The following is a 19023-nucleotide window of genomic DNA, read 5'->3' on the forward strand; positions in this document are numbered from 1 at the left end:
CCGTTGCCGCCGCGCCGCCCGGTGACTGCCCCTGCGTCGCCAAACCACCGCTGCTACAGTGCCTTTCGGCGAAACCGGCGATGCGGGACCGCATACCGTTGACCGGTCGATAGTGGGACGGCGATGGAGGGCGGCCGCGATGCTGGTCATCGACGACGACACGACGATCGCGGCGGCCGGGCAGCTCGTGCTCGACTGGATGCGCACCTGGACCGGACAGTTCGTCATCGTGGGTCTGGCCGTCCCCGGCGACCGGCTGCACGGCCGGCTCGACGGCCACCGCGGCGACCTGGTCGTCCTCACGCCACGCCTCACCCTGGTCATGGAGGTCCGCGGCACCGCACCGGACGCCAGGGACGGCGTGCTCTCGGTGCGCGCGGACGGTCGGTGGCGGCTGTCCGGCTACGACGGCGACCCGATCCCCGCCGACGAACCGGCCACCGACGCGTTCGACCGGGTCTCCGGCCACGTCGCGACTCTCGCCGAACTCGCGCACCGGCACGCCCCCGACGCCCGCGTCGAAGGACTGGTCGTCGTGGTCCCGCCCGGGGAATCGGATATCAGGGTGACGGCCGGATCGGGACGGCCGCGCTGCGGCGTGGTGGTGGCCGAGGATTCCGCGGACCTGCGGGCATGGTTCCATCGCACCGCCGGTCGCCGCCTCGTGTGGAGCGCCGAGGACGCGCACGGGTTGCTCGCCGACCTCGGCATGGGCGAGGCGGTGAGCGTCGACGACCTCGCGGCCGAAGGATTCCCGACGCGCAAACGGTTGCGGTATCTGGCGAGCCCGGAATACGCGGCAGCCGAGTCGGTCGCGCGGCGGCACGGCGGGCACGGTGCGAAGGAACGTGCGGTCCGGCGGCCGGGCGACCTCGCCCACCTCCGGGCCGGGCTCGTGGCCGACCCACCCGGTCGTCCCTACTCGGCGAGTTCGTTCGCAGCCGCCCTGGCCAGGGGAGACGAGGGCGGAGTGGATAGCGCTGCCGATGTCGCGCCGCGGACCGGCGAGCCCGTGGCCGATCGCTCAGCGCCCCTCGCGGAGATTCGATCCGGCGCCGCGAACGGGGAGTGCGCGGATGGTTCGGCGATGCCGTGGGCGGGTGCTCGCGGGGGTGTGGCGGGCTCGCGTGACGCTGTTGGGCCGTCGGGCACTCCCCGCGAGCTGGTTGCCGTGAACCCCCTGCCCGACCCCACCGCCCCGGCGGGGTGTGCTGACTCCGAGCGCCGCGTGACCCATCCGGCAGTGCAAGCTCGCCCCGACGCCGCGCCCGACGAGCCGGGCGTTGCCGCAGTTCCCGCGAGTGGCCCGGATCCGAAGTCGGGTGCGCCGCAACCGGCGGGCCCGCAAGCTCGCGCGCACGCGGCGAGCGACGAGCCGGGCGATGCCGCAGCTCCCGGGAGTGGCCCGGATCCGAAGTCGGGTGCGCCGCAACCGGCGGGCCCGCAAGCTCGCGCGCACGCGGCGAGCGACGAGCCGGGCGATGCCGCAGCTCCCGGGAGTGGCCCGAATCCGAAGCCGGGTGCGCCGCAACCGGCAGGCCCGCAAGCTCGTCTGGACGCCGCGCCCGACGAGCCGGGAAGCACCGCAGCTCCCGGGAGTGGCCCGAATCCGAGGCCGGGCGTGCCGCAACCGGCAGGCGAGGCGAGGCGACGATCCGATCGGAACCCGGTGGGCGCGGCGGACGAGATCGTGGTGCGCGGCCCGAAAACGCCGCTGCCCGTTCTGCCCGAACCGGACGGCGAGGCGTTCTTCACCGACGACTGGTCGTCCTGGATCGAGGCCCCGCGGGCCGAAGCGGGCGTGCGGACCCTCGGCGGGGTTCCGGACGGTCGTCCGTGGGGAAATCCGCCGACCACCCCGACCGTTCGACAGCGGGCGCTGCGACTCATCGCCCCCGCACGCACGGTGCACGACAGCCCACCTCCGACCCCGCCGCAAACGCCCGCGTGGTTGTCGACCGCGACAGCCACGCCCCGCCCGGCCCCGCGCGACCGCCTCACCCCACCCCCGCCGAGCACACCCACGCCGCCGCGCACCGGCCCGGTGGGGGTCTCGCGTCCTCCGTCTCCCCGCGCGGTGCTCCACGCGATGACGGCCCGAGCCCGGCTCCTGACGGACCGCACACCGACCCGGCGCCGCACAACACCCCCGGTGAACCCCCAGCGGCTGTTACCTGTCACAGCCGCAGCCCCGCGACCACTGGCCCACCCGGTGCCCGCCGACCCCCGAACCCGCCCGTCCGCGATGCCTCCGGGATCACCTCGGTCCGTCACGGTCTCCCTGCCGCCGGCGTCCGAGCAGAGCACGCACCGCCGCCAGCAGGCGGCCGCGCTGACCCTCATCGCCGCGCTGCTCGGCACGATCTGGCTGTTGTCCACGGCCTGCTCGGCCCCGCCGCGCAGCGCCGTCGACGCGCCTCAGCCCGCCCCCGTCACCGAATCGCAGGCCACCGCGGACGTTCGCCCGATGCCGTAGCCGTACCGGTGCCTGCCGTACCCGCGGGTATGTCGACGTCCACCGGCACAGCGACCGACAGGAGCGTCCGGAACGGCAGGGAGAATTCGGCCACGAGTCGTCACCGCTCGGGCAACCATCCGATTACTTCATTGTGGAATGAACTTCGGATCGGATTCGCCTGGTTGTCGGCTATCGCTCGCGGGGTGGCTGCTGATCATTAACTACAATCTTCAACCAATCCTCCGGTTGTACGCGTAAATACAGGACGGTTCTACGGCTTAAGGCCAGGTCGCCGAGCATTCCAGGACGGCATTGGACACGCACACAACGCCTGCCTCGTCAATTCGGCTGCCCCAGTGACCTTTATCACTTCCGGACGGCGGGCACCCTGTTGAGCGCTCGTCCATGTCCGGTTATGGTGCATTTCGCCACAACCGAGTTGCTGGCAGATTGCTTGTTTTTCGATTGTGAGTGTCCGGAGTGCTCTCGTGAATGACCTGAAGCGCAAGAGCCCTCTCGGCGCGTTCGGTGGCATCGTCGGCGTTCTCGCCCGGTGGCGGCTTCGCTGGAAAGTCGCGGCGGTGCTGGCGTTGCCGGTCTGCGTGGCCGCCGTGCTGGCCGCGACCCGCATCCAGCACGAACTGGCGCAGGCCGCCGAATTCGGCGCCGCCGCCGAAACCGCGCAGGTGGTACCCGCGGTCGTGAACCTGGGATCCGCGGTCGACACCTTGGCTCTCATCCGGCTCGGCGCCACCGATCCGAGCGCGGCCGCCCACGAGGTCGACACCGCGACCGACGAACTGGCGCGCCTGCTCGACAGATCCGCCCGCGACCACCGGGAATTCGACGAGCCGCTGGCCGCCGTCGGCATGCTCCGCGACCGCCTGATGATCGCCACCCCGCCGGCCGATCTGGCCACGCGCGTGGAGGCGATCCACGTCGCGCTGCTGTCGGCCGTGACGCGGGCGGTCGCGGTGGACGGCGCGGAGAACATCGACCGCTTCACCGAGCAGTTCACCGACGCGTGGGATGCCCGGCGCGCCTTGACTACTCAGCGCATCCTGGCCGAGACGGTCGGTGACGATACCGCGGCGCGCGTCCGGCTCACCTTCCCGCTCGGTGCCGAAGCCGCCGCCATCGAACGGCTCGCCGCCGACTCGGCAGCCGCCGACGTCGCACTGGTCGCCGATTCGATTCAGGTGCGCCAGAACATGTTTCTCGGCGATCCCGACCCGGTGCGCGCTCCGCACTACACCGAGTCCGTCACCGCCGCCGCCAGGCACTACGACACCCTGCTCGCCGGGATCGCCACCGAACTCGTCGACAGTGCCGACGCGCAGGCCGCGGCCGCCCGCGCCGCCGCCCTGCGCGACACCGCCTGGGTCATCGGCGCGCTGCTCGCGGCCTTGACGTTCGCGTTGCTGGTCGCCCAGTCGTTGATCGCGCCGCTGCGCCGGCTGCGCCTCGGCGCCCTGCACACCGCCCGCCGCGACCTGCCCGCCGCACTGGAACGCATCCGCGCCGGCGCGGCCCCGGAAGCGGAGTCGAACACGAAGCTCGCGCTGGGCACCGGCGAAGAACTCGACGAACTCGCGCAGGCCATCGACCAGCTGCACGGCCAGGCCATCCGGCTGGCGGGCGAGCAGGCCGCCACCCGCCGCCAGGTCAACGACATGTTCGAGACCCTGTCACGTCGCAACCGTGCCCTCATCGACCAGCAGCTCGGCCTGATCGAGGAACTCGAGCACGACGAGGCCGACCCGTCCCGGCTACGCAGCCTGTTCCGGCTCGACCACCTGGTCACCCGCATGCGCCGCAACGGCAACAACCTGCTCGTGCTCGCGGGCACCCGGGTCCGCCGCAACCGCGCCGTGCCGGTCGACCTGGCCGAGGTGCTGCAGGCCGCGATGTCGGAGGTCGAGGATTTCCACCGGGTGCGGCTGCTGTCGGGCCCGGACGTCGAGATCGCCGGAGCGGTCGCGCCCGATCTCGTGCACCTGCTGGCCGAACTCCTCGACAACGCCCTGCGCTTCTCCCCGCCCGATGCCGCCGTGGATCTCAGCGTCGCGGCCTCGGTCAGCGGCGGCATCGTGATCGAGATCGTCGACACCGGCATCGGCATGTCCGACGAGGACATGGAGCGCGCCAACCGCACCGTCGCCGCCGGCGGCGCCATCAGCGTCGAAACCGCCCGCCGGATGGGCCTCTTCGTCGTCGGACGGCTCGCCGAACGCCACGGTGTCACCGTGGCCCTGCGCCGCACCAGCCCCGAGACCGTGCGCGGCGGCGTCACCGCCGCGGTCGGCGTGCCCGCCCAGGCGCTGGTCGTGCAGACCGTCGCCCCGACCGCCTTCGACCACGGAAACCCGCTGTCCACCAAAATCGTTCGCGGCAGCGGCGCCCACGCGCTGCGCCAGCAGGCGGCTCCCGTGCCCGACCCCGGCCGCCCCGCCCTCCCGCGGCGGGTCCGCGCCACCGACACCACCGGCTGGGAACGACCGACCCCGGGCACGGTCCCCGCCCGCGACCCCGACCACATCAGAAGCCAACTGTCGCAACTGCGCTCGGGAGTGGACCGCGCCCGGCGCGGGAACGGCAGCCACGACGAACAGACGGGCGCGGGACGCTGAGGTCGCCATGAGCGAGGAGCCCTACTATCTCGACGACACCGGGCCCCGGCTCGCCCGCCCCTACGCCGTCACCCGCGGCCGCACCGAATCGGCCGTCGACCTGCCCCTCGAGGCGATGATCGAGACCTGCCGGGACGTGGGCTTCGACGCCTTCCACGTCGCGCACGCCCGCATCGTCGCACTGTGCCACACCCCGCTCTCGGTCGCCGAAATCGCCGCCGAACTCGACCTCGCCCTCGGCGTCGCCCGCGTGCTCATCGGCGACCTGCTCGTCGAGGGCATCGTCCGCCGCCACCAGACCATCACCGCCGACGCCTCCCGCGAGCAGTGGATGCACCTGCTCGAACGCACCCTGCAGGGCCTGCGCGCCCTCTGAAAGTATTTCCTCCCAACGAATTCGGAGAACACCCATGCACCACCACGTCCACCACTTCGAGATGGGCGCATGGCTGATGTGGCTGGCCTACCTCGTCTCGGTCATCGGCTCGATCGTCGGCCTGGCCGCCGCCCGCCGCTCCCTGTCGGCCCGCACCGACGGGCAACGCCTGGGCTGGTTGTGGATGTCGGCGGTCGCGATCGGCGGCGTCGGCATCTGGCTGATGCACTTCATCGCCATGCTCGGCTTCGCCGTCCCCGGCGTGCCGCTGCGCTACGACATGACCTGGACCGCGGGCTCGGCGGTCCTGGCCATCGTCGCCGTCTTCGCCGGCCTCCTCGTCGTCGGCACCAGCGTCAGCGCCCCGCGCCTGCTCGCCGGCGGCCTGATCACCGGCCTGGCCGTCAACATCATGCACTACGCCGGCATGAACGCCGTCCGCTTCCAGGGCGAAATCCACTACAACCGCTGGCTGGTCGCCCTGTCGGTACTCATCGCCGTCGTCGCCGCCACCGTCGCCCTGCTGTTCACCCTCATCCTCGACTCGGTCCTCATGCGCCTGCTCGGCGGCCTCGTCATGGGCGTCGCCGTCGTCGGCATGCACTACACCGGCATGGCCGCCGTCAGCGTCACCGTGGACCAGAGCATCCCGGTACCCGAGGGGGCCGAAGTGTTCTCCTTCCTGTTCCCGGTATTCGTGATGGGACTGTTGGGATTGGCCGTGCCGATCACGGTGCTGTTGATCAGCGACCCGGACGATCTGGCAGCATCGGAACCGGTGTAGGGCGAGGCGGCATGCGTCCGAGATGGCCCGATCGCGGGTCATGCCGCTTCCCGCCGTCGGCAGGCGATCCCCGGGAGACATGACATGCGAAACCGGACCGAGTCGGTGGTGCTGTCGACCGCCGCATTCCTCGCCTGCGCGGCAATGACGACCGGTTGCGGAACCGACCATTCCCGAGCCGAGCCGAACTGCCCGACGACATTCGACTTCGCATCCTCGCCTGCACCTCTCGGCGATGGTGCAGAACTGTCGAACGCGGCCAGAACGGCCGCTCGGGGATCGGACCCCGTGACGATGCAGGACCTGACCAGCGCCGCAGGCCTGACCGACGAGTGGGACCGCATGGTGGTGGTCTTTCCCGGAACCTCGGAAGCCACGCTGAATTCCGACGCGGGCACCACCGGCGTCTGCTGGGCGAACCTGCCCGGCGCCTACGGGGACGACACACCGCACACCGCGTACTACTTGTTCGTCGCGGGGGACAGCCCGTCCAAGCAATTCACTGGTTCTATCCGAGCGATCGTGCGCTCGATTTCCTGCGGCCGCGCAGGAGCGTCATTCATCCGTCCACACTCCTGACTCCGGTACACACCGCAGGAGCCGAGCCCTTCCTCCGCCCGTCCACCGAGTGACGGCGTCGATCGTCGTGGCCACCGGCGCCCCGTGGTTCGATTGCCCTCATCGTCCACGGGCGGACCAGGGCGACTGGGCTCAGCCGACCGGTGGTTGTCGGCCGAGGTCGTCCGGGCTCGGATCCCACCGCCGCAGCAGTGTGCTACCCACCGCGAACTCGTCGGCGTCGCGCACGGCACGACCGGCGACCAGATCCAACTCGAAGGACGTGGCGTCACGACCGGTCGCCGCCGCGATCATGTGGCGGGCGGCCGACCGGATCGACTTCTTGTCGGTGGTCACGGTCCAGCGGTCGACGGCGGGGACGTGGATGAGCCAGTGCGGTCCGCAGCAGTGGACTTTGACGTAGTACCGGCGCACCGGTCAGGACCTCCTTCGGTGGGCGCACATGGGTCCGGTCACGACCCGGTTTCGGTGGGGGTCACCGGAGGCGGGGGAGAGGTGGGCACCCCGCCTCCGGGACGTTCTCGCGGACCCGCCCACTCGCGTAACGCGGCGGCGTAACGGGTCAGTACATGCAGGGGTGGCGGTGTGTAGCGAGTGCGCGGACGGTCGAGCGGTATCCGCTGCGGCAGAGCGCCGCGGTGCGTGTGGGGGTCGATCACGCTCCCAGTGGAGCAGCGGAACCGCGCGGTTCCGGCCTGTCCCGGGAAAGTCGTGGCGGAAAGCGGCGAATAGCCTGGACACCTTCCAGCGAATCTGCATAATGGGAGCTCGCGAGATCGAAATCATCTATTCCACAACATATTTCACAATATTCCAGTCCCGGTGACGGACGGATTCCACAGACGGGAGCACACTGCATGGGGGACAGGGATGTGCGGGCGGAGGCACCGCAGCTCGCCGCAGACGTTCCGGGGACGGCGGGCGTTCCACACCGCAGTCTCGGCCGGTGTCTGCGCGGGATGCGGCAGGAGGCCGGGTTGTCCATCGAGGTCGCGGCGCGGGCGATCGGGCGAGGGGTGGGGACGTTGCACCGGTTGGAGACGGGTGCGCCGAATGTGGTGGTCCGGGAAGAGGACCTGCGGCGGCTGTGCAAGCTGTATCAGCAGGTGGAGATGTTGCCGGTGCTGAAGTCGCTCGCGGCGCAGGGGAAGTCGCCGTCGTGGTTGGACGAATTCCCCGATCAGGTGAATCCGACGTTCAACGCTTACATCCAGATGGAAGCGGCAGCGACACAGATCACGAGCTACCGCCCGGACTTGCTGCCCGGGATATTCCAGATACCTGACTACGCGCGTGCGCTCGATCGTGTGTATTTTGCGAGCGATACTGTCGACGGCATCGAGCGGCGCGTGCGAGTCCGACGCAACCGAAAAGCTCTGATCACCCGCACCATCGCTCCGTTGCGCGCCGTACTCGTGCTCGACGAGGCGGTGATCAGGCGCGTGGTCGGCGGCCCTAAAGTCATGTCCGCCCAATTGCGACACCTGGCCGACCTACCACCGAATGTGCGCGTGCAAGTACTCCCCTTCGGCGTGGGTTTCCCGTTGGGAACCTCCACCGGACCGTTCACGATTCTGGACTTCGATAGTGATCAACACGGGAGGGTGTTGGAGCCTCCGGTGGTCTACGTCCAGAGCTACACCGGCGACATCTATCTCGAACGCCGGGACACGGTTCAGCGTTACAGGGCTGCGGCCGAGGTCATGCAGCGGGTAGCGTTGGATGTGCAGAGTAGCAAACGCCTGCTGAGACAGGCAGCGAAGGAGTTCGACTGTGTCCGTTGATCTATCCGGAGCACGCTGGTTCAAGAGCACACACAGTTCTGCTGGCAGCGACTGCGTAGAGATCGCACATCTGGACGGCGGACACGTGGGCGTCCGCGACTCCAAGAACCCCACAGGCGGGGCGCTGGTGTTCACGCCCTCGGAGTGGGATGCCTTCCTCGCGGGTGCGCGTGCCGGAGAGTTCGACCGTCCCTGACGTTCTCGGCCGGGCATCCCCGGCCCGGCCGATGGCGGAGCGGTTCGTGAAGCAGCCCGAGAATCGCCGGGGTGTCTGAGACCGGAGCAGGGACAACGCGCGATTAGCGTGTGACGCGCATCACTACAAGTGATGTCTGAAACATATCCGTTTCAACGCTGACCCTGTTTAGTGTGTGCATCGAGCGCGCAGGTAAAGCTCTTCCGTCGCAAAGGAATACGCATGAAACGGCTTCTCACCACCGGACTCGTCGCCCTCGCCACCACCGCCGTCGCCGCAGCCCCCGCACAGGCCGAGGGATTGGCTCTCGTCGACAGTCCGAGCACCGGTAGCACCGAGGTCGTCCCCGAGTGCTACAACGGTCCCATGGTGCTGTTCCACGGCACCGGTTCGGCCACGCTGGACAGCGCCGCGTCGGCGGCCGCCGAGGTGACACTCATGGCGCTGAGCCTGTTCTCCCCGGGAGCGAACACCGGCAGCGGCGACGACGCCGCGGTCGACGGCCCCTGTGCCGACCCGGGCGAACGAGACAAGGTGACCCAGTTCCTGACCTACCTCCACTCCGGCTCCGCACACCACTGATCACCGGTTCTCGTCGTCCCGTCGTGAGGTCCCGCTTCGGTCGTCCTCGGTCTGCTCGGCAATCGACCGAGGTCGCCCCTCGGCGACGGGAGCGTGAGGCCCTGCTACGCACCGGCTGCGTGGGGTACGGACGGACGGTCGATCAGGTACTCCGCCACGGTCGATGCGGTACTGAAGCCGACAACCCGTTGTTCGAGGCATCAACGGACACGTTGGCGTCGCAGTGAGAACAGGTCCCGTCCGGCACAATCGGTCGCGCGAACCAGTCGATGGGAGACAGGACGGCCGGGTCGTAAAGCGACGCCACCGAGAATTCGATTGCGATACTGTGAATTCGATGCGGTCTCGCAGTCTCCGATATCGTGAACTCGCTGTCGACACAGGGAGGGAGATGTGCGCCGTCAATCGCACTGAGCGTATCGCCGGGTGGCGGCCTCGGAGTGGTGCCCGCGGGCTTACGTGACGACGAGTCCGACCGATGGTCGCGGAACTGGAAGGGAACCTGCTGCCGCCGGCTCCATGTCCGGCGTCATGATTCGGGGGTGAGCCATGGTGAGGGACCGCGGCAACGTCGTCATCGAAGCGACCAAGGTTCGCTACATTCGTCGTTGGACGAGGCAGCGTTCTTTTCCTGGCTCCGCGCAATCGAGTGTGTGAAGTCGTTCGAGGGGCGTGAGCGTACGCTTTACATCACTATCGATCTCACGGCTGTCGACGAAGGCGGACTGCGTGAATTGGTAGCGCTGTACAGCAGGGACGACCTGGATCTGGCGCGATTGCGGGTCCTCCAGGAGTGCCGGGTGGGCCCGTGGTTCAGCAGCCCCGCCCACTGGTGGCACGATGAGGTCTCGAGCGGTTGAGTGGGCGTCCGCCGCCATGCGCAGTTCGGCCGTGCCAGTCTCCTCATCGTCGGCTGGGGATCTGGATTTTTGCTACGGCGGACGGGTTGGTCGGCCCGTGAGACGCGTCGTGGCGGGTCAACCCGATACATACGCCACCCACAAGTGGTCGCGTGCACGGCTGGTGGCGACGAGGCGTTGCCGGGCCAGAAGCTCCGCGCGGTCACGTGCTGCCGGGGTGAGGCCGCCCGGATCAGCCGGCGCTTCGGTGATGAAGTAGACGGCGGCGAAATCGATGCCCTTGGCGCGTCGGACGGTGCCCACCTTGATCGGATCGACCTGTGTGCCGTCGTACTTGTCGAGGGGCAGCGTGGACAGTCCGGCTCGGTCGAGGATGCGTTTGAAATGGTCGGCGTCCTTCAGCGAACCGACGATCACGGCGGTGTCGGTGAGCGGACGGTTCGATTCGGTGAGAGCGCGAACGAGTTCGGCGTCGACATCACGACGGCGTAGATGCTTCTCGACGACCGTCCCGCCCGGCAAGGTGGTCTCGCTGTCGCGGAGCACGACCCCCGGGCCGCCGTCCAGATCGTCGACGACGTTGCCGGCCTCGATTCGTTTGGTGTATTGGAGCACCGCGTGGCGGTTGCGGTAGTTGGTGCGAAGTACGCGACCGCGTCCCGATATCGGGATACCGGCGTCGGAGAGCCGCCAGCCACCCGCGTAGACCTGCTGTTGTCCGTCGCCGACGAGCAGGAGCGGGGCGTCGCGCCCGCCGCCCGCGATCTGGTGGACGAGGCGGAGTTCCATGAGCGTGAAGTCCTGGACCTCGTCGACCACGACCAGTCCGTAGTCCTCGGTGTCGTCGAGGGGACGGGCGCGCAGTTCGTCGACAGCCAGCCGGATCACATCGTTGAAGTCGTGCGCCCCTTTGGCTTTCATGGCCTCCTGGTATGGAGTGAACCAGTGTTCCCACACGTATTTGCGCCGTGGTCCGTGCAGTTGAATCCCCTCGCGGCCGGTGCGCCGCACGCTTTGATATTCGGTGAGCTTCGCTATGCCCCTGCCTTTGATGACCCGGTCGATTTCCTCCGTCCAGTAGGCGAAGTCGGTGCCCTCGACCCTGCCGAGCACCTCTCTGGCACCCTGCCAGGCTTTGGCGCGCGCGGAGTCGCGTGCCGCCTCGTCCAGGTTGTAGCCGACGCCGCGCCGCCTGAGGAAAGCGGTGGTCCAGGCGTGCAGCCCGGTGAACTGCGCACGGTCCGCGGCGCGCGGCGCCAACCGAGAGAATGCCGCACCGTGGTAGGCGGGCAGGGTCTTGACGAAACTGGTGAACAGCAGGCGGCCCGGGTTGTGCCTCGCGAATTTGCCCATCCGGTGCAAGGCCACCACCGTCTTTCCGGTACCCGCGGGTCCGCTGACTCGGGCCGGGCCGGTGAAATTCGTGTCGACGAGGGTCAGCTGGTCCGGGTCCAGGAAGGTGATCCACTCCCGGAACGGCCGCTTCAGCGCTTCCTCGCGTGCTTCCGCGGCCAGTTCTCGTGCGGAGATGAGGGTGTCCGCGGCGACGTCGACCGCGGCCGGAGCGCCGTCGGGGCAGATTCGGTCGAACCAGTCGAGCCTGCGGTCGAGCGCGTCGGCGACCTCGCGGACCTTGTTCGCCGACAGGCGTTGCTCGCCCTCGGTCAGCACGGTGTGCAGTGTGGACTCATCCGCGGCGACGAACAGGTCGTGTGCTTCCGTGCGGATGGCTCGCGGCATCAACAACACGACCTCCACCGTGTGCGGCACGAATTGTGCGCGGCCGCCCAGTAGCCCCCCGAAGGTCTCCTCCGCGCGCTTGCGGAGGCTTCGCAGGGCAGCGTGTTCCGGTACGTCGTCGGTGAAGACGAGTGCGTAGGCCCCCGTTCTGCCGACCGCGAACGCCGCGATGTTCCCTGGCGACGGAGCCGAACGGCTGACGAACAGGTGCCAGCCGCGCGCCATGAGCGGCACGGACAGGAACCTTCGATGCTTGGCGTCCAGCCCGGGTAGCTGCGCGAGTTGTTGCTCGACCCAGCGGACACGGCGTTCGCGGTGGATATCCGGCATCGTGAAACCCCCATCACCCCTCGAGGCCTTCCGGCGTGGTCAACGGTACCGGCGCGGTGGCGATTTCGCTCGGGATCGACTGTGTGGCAATGAGATTGATCGGCCGCGATTCGATGCCGAAGCCATCGCGTCGGGTCGGACGGGTCCGTCTCGACGGCCCGGTGGGATGGGGGTTGTGGGGTCGATGCGCATACCCTCTGTCGCGCATAGTGTTTCACCGAGGAGCGTGTCCATGAGAAGGAGCGTTGTCGGCGGCCGCGTTGCTGATGCCCGCCGGAGCCGCCGCTGCCGAGCCGGTCCAGGCGGTGCCGGTCGCGGTACCGGCGGGCTCTTCCTCGACCGGATCGGCAGCGGTGCTGGATCCGTTGCTGTGCGCGCCGGTGATAGGGTCCGTCATCCAGGCGCTCGGATACAAACCGTACGGGCCCTTGTTGCCGTAGATCAGCGCGATGCGCTGAACGGACAGCGCAGTTCGTTGCGCGGCTGGTGTCGCGCCACGGGGGCCGCACCAGGCGCGGCGCGACAGGAGGGTGCCGCCATGAGCGGGACTGATGAACCGGTGATCGAATACGACGATCGGTGGATCGCGCGTCCGCTGCGGAGGCGGGTCATCCGCAGGATCCGTTGGGCGTCCGATCGGGTCGAGCTGATCTTCGACCCGTTCCTGGCCGTTGTTGTCGGACTCGACGCTCGACTGTCCCCGGTATTCCACAAGGACGACCCGCGGCGGCAGCCGCTCACGTACTGGAGCAGGAAGGAGGCCGCGCAGCTCCTCGCGACGCCCATTCTCTCGGCCGTCTTCTTCAAGTCCGGTCACCTTCGATTCGGATTCGAAAACGGATGGAATCTCACATCGGCCCGGCAGCCGGAACGGCCCCCGTGCGCGTATACCCGTGAGGGAGTTCTCTGGGACGGGTCCGTCTGGCATGAACACCCCGGCTATCGGGTGGTGGCGGTCGACAAATGGAGTGGACAGGTGATTTCCGCTCCTCCGTGGCCGATGCGCCCGCCGGAGCTGGGTTCGGAGTCCGGTTCCGGCGACATCAACGGATGAAACGGCGGGTCTGATCGGCGGATCATGTTCGGGCGCGGATATCGGTCGTGCGGGTGGGGCAATAGTCGGTAGAGGAGTGAGATGGCGCGGGTCAAGCAGGTGATCAGCCCGATGGTGTTGCTGTGGATGCTGGTCGTGGTGGTGGGGTTGCTGGCGTTCATGGCGGGTGTGCTGCAACTGGGTATGGCGATCGCGCGATGGAGCGGGTCGGACGTGGCGATGGCGTTGTTTCTCCCGGTGAGCGCGGTGGCGGGGATCGGCGCGTGGTCGGTGGTCCTGAGCGCGGCGTGGTGGTTGCGGCGAAGGTGCTTGCGGCGGGTGGGGGTGGCGGTGCCTGATGCGACGGTGGTCGAGTCGCAGGTGCGGTGTAAGCGGATGCGGGCGTTGTTCGATTTCGATCTGTGGCAGGTCACGGTGGAGGCTCGGTTCTCGCATCCGGACTCGGGACGTGAGGTTCGGGTGCGGAAGCAGTACTCCTTTCATCAGTTTCGCGCGGCTGCCGCTCGGCGGTTCGCGGATCGGCTGAGTGTGGGGTCGTCGGCGCCGGTCGTGGTTCGGAGGAACGCGGCGATGTTCGATGTTCCGCAGCGGCCGGTCTGGGTGGACATCTGGTGAGGTCCGCGGTGCGCGCCGCCGCCCGTTCGTTCTCGCGGCCCGGACGTCCGGTGGTCGGGCCCGCGGCTGGTAGACGTGTGCTGATCATTGCGCGGCGCGGGCAGTGGTGTGGCGGCAACTAGCAGGTGTCGGGGCACGTTCGGCGTGGTCGCCGTGTGTGAATCGGCGCGGTGTCGGTTTCGAGGTTCCGGCCCGATTCCCGTGTGGTGACGGTAGCGGTCGGGGCGGCTGGATCTCGATTGCCGCGGATTCGCTCTGGGCCGTGAACGATCCGCGTCGTCGCGGGCCGGCTGGGGTGTGAACGAGCCGGTGGATCAGGAACTTTCGCAGCCGATCCCGTTGCCGTCGCGATCCAGGTCGTAGTCGTCGGGGCCGATGACGCGGACTCGGCCGGTGTACACCGGCCCGTCGCCGGATCCGCCCGCGCAGTCGACGTCGATGACTCGGGGGAGGCAGGGGTCGTAGGAGGGGTGGCAGTCCTGGGATCGGGGCGGGGGTGCGACCGGCGGTGGGGGTGGGCAGAACTGGGCGGAGCCGCTGGTGCAGAGGAAGTCGGTGAGGGGGTCGGCGGTGGCGGTCAGGGGCGCGGTGAAGGCCAGGGCGAGGGCGGCGCCGGAGGTGAGGGCGAGCGTGGTTGCGGTGCGCATGGTGGTGCCTCGAGACGGGATCGGGTGCTCGGCAAGCGAGTGGCTAATTTCCTGATGCTACGGCGGAGGCTCAGCGTCAAGAGGGGTTTCGAGAATCGTGGGGGATCGGTGGAACCGAACCGTGATACGGGCCGTCCAACCCGGTATCGAACTGATCGTGCGGGGAAGGGGAGTCGTGGTGATGTCGGAATCTCGTCGGTTGCCTGGGCGGTACTGCCACGGGCGGTCGGGGCTGGTTGGTCGGTCCGGTGGCCGGGTGCGCGGGGCTGGTGGGCCGCCGCGGATGCGGTATGCCTGCTATGCCCATCACCCGGATGGTCGGATGGAGATTCCGGTGCATGCGGGGGCTCGGGCGGCGCCCGGGGCGATCGTGCAGGTGATGCTGGCGCCGCAGGTGGTTCGGGAGGCGGACGGGTCGTTCTCGGCACGGTATCCGTCGCAGGACTGGAGCGTGGCGGGGGCGACGCGGGAAGCGGCGATCGGGGCGCTGGTGGTGGAATCGCGGCGGCGAATGCGGGATCCGGCGTATGTGGCGGCGCACTACGAGGTGACGTTGCGGCATGTGCGCGGCGACCAGACGACGCCGGGGATCGAGATCGCGGTGCTGTCGTCGGAGCAGTACGTCGAGCGGATCGGGCGGCTCGGGGCGCGACTCAGACGCGGCTGGCAAGCGCCCGGGCCCGCGGGCGACGACGGTCTCGGTGGGCGGGGCCGGTGATGAGGTATTCGGAGGGTCTGATTCGTCGCTTGCGGGCGGTGTGCTCGGTCGACGGAGGAAGCCGCCGACCGAGCACGGCGAAATCAGCTACCGAACCGGGCCAGTACCGCCGAGGCTTCCTGCGAGGCCGTGCCTTCCTCCGCGAGATGTGCCATCGCGGGCGGGATCTCACGGCCGTGGTGCGCCATCGCCTGGGCGTAGAGACGGCCGGCGCGGTAGGAGGAGCGCACCAGCGGGCCCGCCATGACGCCGGCGAAACCGATCTCCTCGGCGACGCGGGAGTGCTCGACGAACTCCTCCGGCTTGACCCAGCGGTCGACGGGGTGGTGCCGGGGCGACGGGCGCAGGTACTGGGTGATGGTGAGGATGTCGCAGCCGGCCTCGTGCAGGTCGCGCATCGCCTCGGTGACCTCTTCGGGGGTCTCGCCCATGCCGAGGATCAGGTTCGACTTGGTGACCAGGCCCGCCTCGCGGGCGGCGGTGAGCACCGCGAGCGAGCGCTCGTAGCGGAAGGCGGGGCGGATGCGCTTGAAGATGCGCGGCACCGTCTCGAGATTGTGCGCGAGCACCTCGGGGCGGGCGGAGAACACCTCGGCGAGCTGGTCGGGATCGGCGTTGAAGTCGGGGATGAGCAGCTCGACACCGGTGGCGGGGTTGAGGCGCTTGATGGCACGCACGGTTTCGGCGTAGAGCCAGGCGCCGCCGTCCTCCAGGTCGTCGCGGGCGACGCCGGTGATGGTGGAGTAGCGCAGCCCCATCGCCTGGACGGACTCGGCGACGCGGCGGGGCTCGTCACGGTCGAGGGCGGCCGGTTTGCCGGTGTCGATCTGGCAGAAATCGCAGCGCCGGGTGCACTGCTCGCCGCCGATGAGGAACGTCGCCTCGCGGTCTTCCCAGCATTCGAAGATGTTGGGGCAGCCCGCTTCCTCGCAGACGGTGTGCAGGCCTTCGCGTTTGACCAAGCCCTTGAGCTCGGAGTACTCCGGGCCCATGGTGGCGCGCGTGCGGATCCACTTGGGTTTGCGCTCGATCGGGGTCTGCGCGTTGCGCGCCTCGATGCGCAGGAGCTTGCGGCCGTTCGCGGTGGCGGGGGCCGGGGCGGGGGTGCCGCCGTGCGGTGTCGGGGTGTCGACTGAGGTCACGTCATCGACCTTACGCGTGTCGAATTCGGCGCCGCCGGGGTATTGCCGGGGCGGGGGAGATCGTGGTCGCGGACGGGCAGGTCGCCGTTGAGCGCCTGCACCACGGCGGTGGCGACCATCGGCTTGACCTCGGCGACGGTGACCTCGCGGCCCAGTTCGCGGGTCAGCGTGGTGACGCCGGCGTCCTGGATGCCGCACGGCACGATCGCCTGGAAACCGTCGAGGGCGGAATTGCAGTTGAACGAGATACCGTGCAAGGCCACGCCGCGCTGCACGCGGATGCCGATGGCGGCGATCTTGCGTTCGGCGAGGGTCTCGGTCGCGGGCAGCCACACGCCGGAGCGCCCTTCGACCCGGCCGACGGTGAGGCCGAGCTCGGTGCACACCGAGATCAGCGCCTCCTCTAGGCGGCGGACGTAGTCGACGACGTCGACCGGCTCGGCCAGACGCACGATCGGGTAGCCGACGAGCTGCCCGGGGCCGTGCCAGGTGATCTTGCCGCCGCGGTCGACCTGGACGACGGGGCTGCCGTCGATCGGCAGGTCGGCGTCCTCGGTGCGGCGGCCCGCGGTGTAGACGGAGGGGTGCTCGAGCAACAGCAGACGGTCGGAACCGGCACCCTCGGCGCGCTCGGCGGCGATGGTGCGCTGCAGCTCCCAGGCGGCGTGATAGTCGATGAGACCGAGATCCTCGACGACGACAGGGGTGGTGTCGAAGCGGGCGGACCGTGAGGTGCGCGTGTCGTTCACGAGGACGACGTTACGCCCGGTGATTTCGCCGGGGGCGACGACCCGCTGTGGTCGACGCCACACGGTTGCGGAGGCGGCCGCGAGCCGCCGTCAGTCGCCCTCCGCGGGCAGGGTGAGCTGCAGCAGGGTGAGGTCCATCCAGCGGCCGAACTTGCGGCCCACCTCGGGCAGGCGGCCGACCTCGACGAAGCCGAACCGCTCGTGCAGGGCGATGGAGGCGGTGTTGCTCGACTCGATGGCCGCGATCATCGCGTGCACCCGGCCCGAGGCGGTGGCGCGGTCGATCAGTTCGCGGAGCAGGGCGGCGGCCAGGCCGCGGCGCTGGAAACGGTCCACGATGTAGACGGAGTTCTCCACGGTGAAGCGGTAGCCGACCTTCGGGCGCCAGCGGCCGTAGCTGGCGTAACCGGCGAACTCGCCGTCCACCTCCGCGACCAGGATCGGCATGCCCGCGCCGGTGCGGTCGCCGAACCAGGCCAGGCGGTCCTCCAGACCGACCTGCTCGACGTCCCAGATCGCGGTGGAGGTGGCGATGTTGGCGTTGTGGAGCTCGAGGATCGCGGGCAGGTCGTCCTCGGTTGCGTCGCGGATGACGGCGGGGGGACGGGTGTGCGTCGCGGTCAACGGGTTCTCCGGGCGTCGGCGGAATGGGGGCGGGGCCTCGCTCGCGCGAGACGCGCCGCCGGGGCGGCGCGAGCAGCCGCTTCCTCGATCATCGCCGGTCGGCAGCGCGAGCGGCAATGCGGGATCGGTCACGTTCGTGGCACGCGGAGGAGGTCGCCGACATCGCGGGGAAGCCCGCCGGGCTGCGCGGAGGTCGATGGGGTCGGAGCGGCAGCCGGGGGCCGCGTCGCACCGGGCGGCCGAGCGGGCTACCGTCCGTCCGGCCCGAAGATCGCGGTGAGCGCCGTCCCGATCGTGGGATGCCGGAACGAATACCCCGCCTCTTCCAGTGCGGCCGGGATCGCCCGTGGCCCGCGCAGGATCGCCTCGTCGGCGAACTCGCCCACCACCGCGCGCAGCGCGAACGCGGGCACCATCAGCGCGGACGGGCGGTGCAGGGCGCGGGCGAGCGCGCGGCTGAACTCCGCGTTGGTGACCGGGGCGGGGCCGGCCAGATTGACCGGGCCGCGCAGGGCGTCGTGGGTGAGGGCGAAGACGATCGCCCCGATCTCGTCGTCGAGGGAGATCCACGGTAGGTACTGGCGGCCGCTGCCGAGGCGGCCGCCGAGCCCGAGGTTGTACAGCGGCGTGAGCATGCCGAGCATGCCGCCGTGCCGGGAGAGCACCACGGCACTGCGCAGCAGCACGGTGCGCGCGCCCGCGGCGCGCGCCCGTGCGGTGGCGGCCTCCCAGTCCCGGCACAGGGTGGCCAGGAAACCGGTGCCCGCCGGGGAGTTCTCGTCGACGACCCGATCGCCGGTGGCGCCGCCGTAGTAGTGCACGCCGCTGGCGTTGACCAGCACCGGCACGCCCGCGGCGGCCACCTCGGCGGACAGCACATCGGTGGGTGTGATGCGGCTGTCGCGCAGCTCCTGTTTGAAGCTGCCGGTCCAGCGCCGCCGTCCGAGACTCGCGCCGCACAGGTTGACCACCGCGTCGGCGCCCCGCAGCGCGCGCGGATCGAGCTCGGCGCGAGCGGGGTCCCAACGGAATTCGTCGCGGGCCGCGACGGGACGGCGCACGAGGCGGGTCACCTCGTGTCCGTCCCGGCGCAGGGCGGCGACCAGCGCCGTCCCGACCAGCCCGGACGACCCGGCGATCACAACCTTCATCGGC

The 19023-nt window shown here is 69.7% G+C and carries 19 protein-coding genes; 11 read left to right on the plus strand and 8 right to left on the minus strand.

Going from position 1 to position 19023, the window contains the following annotated elements; all coding sequences use genetic code 11:
• Window positions 1–139: 139 nt before the first annotated feature.
• From CRM89_RS01495 to CRM89_RS30295, 5 genes are all read left to right on the plus strand, one after another.
• Window positions 140–2476: a hypothetical protein gene (locus CRM89_RS01495; RefSeq protein WP_098083056.1), complete on the plus strand. Its 2337-nt coding sequence runs from the start codon at window positions 140–142 to the stop codon at window positions 2474–2476.
• A gap of 470 nt (window positions 2477–2946) precedes the next feature.
• A complete protein-coding gene (locus CRM89_RS01500; RefSeq protein WP_098083057.1) occupies window positions 2947–5088 on the plus strand; it encodes an ATP-binding protein in 2142 nt (713 codons plus the stop codon).
• Window positions 5089–5095: 7 nt separating this feature from the next.
• A complete protein-coding gene (locus CRM89_RS01505) occupies window positions 5096–5464 on the plus strand; it encodes a DUF742 domain-containing protein (RefSeq protein WP_011208206.1) in 369 nt (122 codons plus the stop codon).
• A gap of 34 nt (window positions 5465–5498) precedes the next feature.
• Window positions 5499–6248, plus strand: a complete 750-nt coding sequence (locus CRM89_RS01510) for an MHYT domain-containing protein (RefSeq protein WP_011208207.1) — start codon at window positions 5499–5501, stop codon at window positions 6246–6248.
• An 84-nt stretch (window positions 6249–6332) separates the two neighbouring features.
• Window positions 6333–6827 carry a hypothetical protein gene (locus CRM89_RS30295; RefSeq protein ID WP_127516038.1) on the plus strand — a complete coding sequence of 165 codons (495 nt, stop codon included), beginning with the start codon at window positions 6333–6335 and terminating at the stop codon, window positions 6825–6827.
• 132 nt (window positions 6828–6959) lie between these two features.
• Here the strand turns inward: CRM89_RS30295 and CRM89_RS01520 are convergent, their stop codons facing one another.
• The gene (locus tag CRM89_RS01520) at window positions 6960–7241 is read right to left on the minus strand and encodes a hypothetical protein (RefSeq protein ID WP_098083059.1); all 282 of its coding nucleotides are present in this window, start codon (window positions 7239–7241) and stop codon (window positions 6960–6962) included.
• Between the two features lie 443 nt (window positions 7242–7684).
• Between CRM89_RS01520 and CRM89_RS01525 the strand changes: the two genes are divergently transcribed.
• From CRM89_RS01525 to CRM89_RS31265, 4 genes are all read left to right on the plus strand, one after another.
• Window positions 7685–8611 carry a helix-turn-helix transcriptional regulator gene (locus CRM89_RS01525; protein WP_098083060.1) on the plus strand — a complete coding sequence of 309 codons (927 nt, stop codon included), beginning with the start codon at window positions 7685–7687 and terminating at the stop codon, window positions 8609–8611.
• Window positions 8601–8807 (plus strand): DUF397 domain-containing protein, encoded by a 207-nt coding sequence (locus CRM89_RS01530; RefSeq protein ID WP_098083061.1) that lies wholly within the window; start codon window positions 8601–8603, stop codon window positions 8805–8807. The genes CRM89_RS01525 and CRM89_RS01530 overlap by 11 nt, the downstream gene beginning before the upstream one ends.
• 222 nt (window positions 8808–9029) lie before the next feature.
• Window positions 9030–9389, plus strand: coding sequence for a hypothetical protein (locus CRM89_RS01535; protein WP_098083062.1), 360 nt, complete (start codon window positions 9030–9032; stop codon window positions 9387–9389).
• A 608-nt stretch (window positions 9390–9997) separates the two neighbouring features.
• A complete protein-coding gene (locus CRM89_RS31265) occupies window positions 9998–10249 on the plus strand; it encodes a hypothetical protein (RefSeq protein WP_098083063.1) in 252 nt (83 codons plus the stop codon).
• 117 nt (window positions 10250–10366) lie between these two features.
• On the opposite strand, the gene CRM89_RS01545 is transcribed toward CRM89_RS31265, so the two are convergent.
• Together CRM89_RS01545 and CRM89_RS30300 are read right to left on the minus strand one after the other, a co-directional pair.
• Window positions 10367–12319 carry a UvrD-helicase domain-containing protein gene (locus CRM89_RS01545; RefSeq protein WP_098083064.1) on the minus strand — a complete coding sequence of 651 codons (1953 nt, stop codon included), beginning with the start codon at window positions 12317–12319 and terminating at the stop codon, window positions 10367–10369.
• A 214-nt stretch (window positions 12320–12533) separates the two neighbouring features.
• Entirely contained in the window at window positions 12534–13136 is a 603-nt protein-coding gene (locus tag CRM89_RS30300) for a hypothetical protein (protein WP_127516040.1), read from the minus strand.
• Between the two features lie 318 nt (window positions 13137–13454).
• Between CRM89_RS30300 and CRM89_RS01560 the strand changes: the two genes are divergently transcribed.
• A complete protein-coding gene (locus CRM89_RS01560) occupies window positions 13455–13988 on the plus strand; it encodes a hypothetical protein (RefSeq protein ID WP_098083066.1) in 534 nt (177 codons plus the stop codon).
• Between the two features lie 314 nt (window positions 13989–14302).
• On the opposite strand, the gene CRM89_RS01565 is transcribed toward CRM89_RS01560, so the two are convergent.
• The gene (locus CRM89_RS01565) at window positions 14303–14635 is read right to left on the minus strand and encodes a hypothetical protein (RefSeq protein WP_060592595.1); all 333 of its coding nucleotides are present in this window, start codon (window positions 14633–14635) and stop codon (window positions 14303–14305) included.
• A gap of 322 nt (window positions 14636–14957) precedes the next feature.
• Here CRM89_RS01565 and CRM89_RS01570 point away from each other — a divergent pair, with 322 nt between their 5' ends.
• Window positions 14958–15353 (plus strand): hypothetical protein, encoded by a 396-nt coding sequence (locus tag CRM89_RS01570; RefSeq protein ID WP_098083067.1) that lies wholly within the window; start codon window positions 14958–14960, stop codon window positions 15351–15353.
• An 83-nt stretch (window positions 15354–15436) separates the two neighbouring features.
• On the opposite strand, the gene lipA is transcribed toward CRM89_RS01570, so the two are convergent.
• The 4 genes from lipA to CRM89_RS01590 all read right to left on the minus strand — a co-directional run bounded on the left by lipA (window position 15437) and on the right by CRM89_RS01590 (window position 19019).
• A complete protein-coding gene (lipA, locus tag CRM89_RS01575; protein WP_060592593.1) occupies window positions 15437–16495 on the minus strand; it encodes a lipoyl synthase in 1059 nt (352 codons plus the stop codon).
• Window positions 16492–17244: a lipoyl(octanoyl) transferase LipB gene (gene lipB / locus CRM89_RS01580; protein ID WP_098083068.1), complete on the minus strand. Its 753-nt coding sequence runs from the start codon at window positions 17242–17244 to the stop codon at window positions 16492–16494. Before lipB ends, lipA begins: the two co-directional genes overlap by 4 nt.
• A 90-nt stretch (window positions 17245–17334) precedes the next feature.
• Window positions 17335–17868 (minus strand): GNAT family N-acetyltransferase, encoded by a 534-nt coding sequence (locus CRM89_RS01585; protein WP_011208219.1) that lies wholly within the window; start codon window positions 17866–17868, stop codon window positions 17335–17337.
• Between the two features lie 248 nt (window positions 17869–18116).
• Window positions 18117–19019: a TIGR01777 family oxidoreductase gene (locus tag CRM89_RS01590; RefSeq protein WP_098083069.1), complete on the minus strand. Its 903-nt coding sequence runs from the start codon at window positions 19017–19019 to the stop codon at window positions 18117–18119.
• Window positions 19020–19023 lie beyond the last annotated feature (4 nt).

This window comes from Nocardia sp. FDAARGOS_372, from assembly GCF_002554515.1.
In the GTDB taxonomy this organism is placed as follows: Bacteria; Actinomycetota; Actinomycetes; order Mycobacteriales; family Mycobacteriaceae; genus Nocardia; species Nocardia farcinica.